Annotated in this window: 2 protein-coding genes; both read right to left on the bottom strand. The window is 66.8% G+C overall.

The features are described from left to right. Window positions 1-43: 43 nt before the first annotated feature. Window positions 44-628 carry a TetR/AcrR family transcriptional regulator gene (locus CWS39_RS28145; protein ID WP_102146101.1) on the bottom strand — a complete coding sequence of 195 codons (585 nt, stop codon included), beginning with the start codon at window positions 626-628 and terminating at the stop codon, window positions 44-46. Between the two features lie 25 nt (window positions 629-653). Then, complete coding sequence (locus CWS39_RS28140; RefSeq protein WP_102146100.1) at window positions 654-1,604, bottom strand: oxygenase MpaB family protein; 951 nt, start codon at window positions 1,602-1,604, stop codon at window positions 654-656. Window positions 1,605-1,635: the final 31 nt, after the last annotated feature.

Genomic DNA, 1,635 nt, shown 5'->3' with positions numbered 1-1,635 from the left:
AACAGCCCGCTCAGCGCGACTGCGCGCGCCGAAATCGCCGAGGCTAGTACACCAGCGGGGCGAGATGCTTACGGGCGTAGGCCCGCACGGCGTCGTCGTCGGTGACGTCGAGCACCGGGGTCCGCAGCTGCGCCAGCGAGGTGGCCAGCCGAATATGGATCTCGGCGACGGCGTGTAAATCCTTGTCGGGCATCGTCGCCCCGGCCGCCCGCAATGCCTTGGCCATCCCGGCCGACGCGAGGTTCAAAAACGCTTCGGCCTCTTCGTACATGCCCTCGACGACGATGTTGCCGTCGAGTTGGAGGAACTTGCGCATCACCGGTTCGGTGGTCAACAGCCGCAGGCCCTCGCAGAACGCCGCCACGGCAGCGTCTTTGGGTCCGGAATCCATTGCGACCGTGCTCAATCGCTGCATCGCGAACTCGAACGTGCGTCGACCCAGCTCGGTGATCAACGCGTCACGACTGGGGAACCGGCGATAGAGCGTGCTGCGGCTGACTCCGGCCTGGCGGGCGATGACGTCGAGGCTGGCCCGGGCCAGGCCGACGAGGGCGACCTCCTCGGCGGCCGCCTTCAGAATCGCCGCCTCCTGCTCGCCGGGGCTTGCGGTGTTTCGTTGCTGTCGCATCCGCCTCAGTGTCTCATCCGACGTCTTATCCGACCGGGCACCCGGCGGCCGGGGCGAACGAGTCCAGCGCCACCGAGCGGTGCAGACGGACCAGCTTCTCGTACTGCAAACGGTTGTAGGCCAGCGGGATCAGCAGCAACCGGTCCGGCAGCACCCGCCAGGCCACCTGCAGCAGCTTTGTGTAGAGCTCGAACTCGCGCTGATGCGCAGGGGTCCAACGGAAGCCGGTCAGCTCGCGCACGCCAGGGTGCATGATGCCGAACGAGCACACCTTCACCACGCGTCCGGCCGCCGGCCGCAGCGCGAGCCACAACGGCGTGATCCCGACCCGCAGCGGCGCCGGCAGCAGCAGCGTCGGCAGCGGCAGCTTCGTCAGCCCGTCGGTCACCCGCTCGAGGAACGGGTTGGCTTGCAGTCGGGTTTCGACGACGTCGTCGTAGTACTTGACCGCATCGGCATATGTTGCCGGCAGTTTCGCGGACTTGCCCGGCAGCTCCAAGGCCCGGAATGCGTGCAGCAGTTGGCGGTAGGCCTCTTCCAGTTCGGCCGGATTCAGCTCGATGCCCGTCACGGGTGTGAACGAATTCAGCACCACGAAGATCCCGCTGACCGCGATCCAGTTCCACAGTTGGGGATCCAGTGCGCTGTAACGGATCTCGGCGAATTCGCCTTTGCCGCGGCCTCGGACTTCGCGGTGCAGCCGTTTGAGCCGCTCGCCTTCGGCCGCACGGTCCTCGGCGTCGCCCCAGATCGCGAGCAACGCCGAGAACCCACTGCGGACCCCTCGGTCGGCGAAGTTGCGCTCGAATCGTCCGGTCTTGTCGACGGCGGCTGCCACCGGCACGAGCGCCACTTCGTCGAATGCCGCAGCGCCGAACACTCCTCCGAACACGCTGCCCGAATGCTTACGAAACTCCTTCATCACATGCGGGCGGACCGCTTCGGTGGGGGCGATCGTCTCTGCAACGGCAGTCATTGGTAGTCAGGGGCGCGGTGTCGGCAAGGCA

The organism is Mycobacterium hubeiense (assembly GCF_002838065.1).
Lineage (GTDB): Bacteria > Actinomycetota > Actinomycetes > Mycobacteriales > Mycobacteriaceae > Mycobacterium > Mycobacterium hubeiense.
Note: the sequence above shows the minus strand (reverse complement) of the source record. Positions and strands in the feature narration are given on the sequence as shown.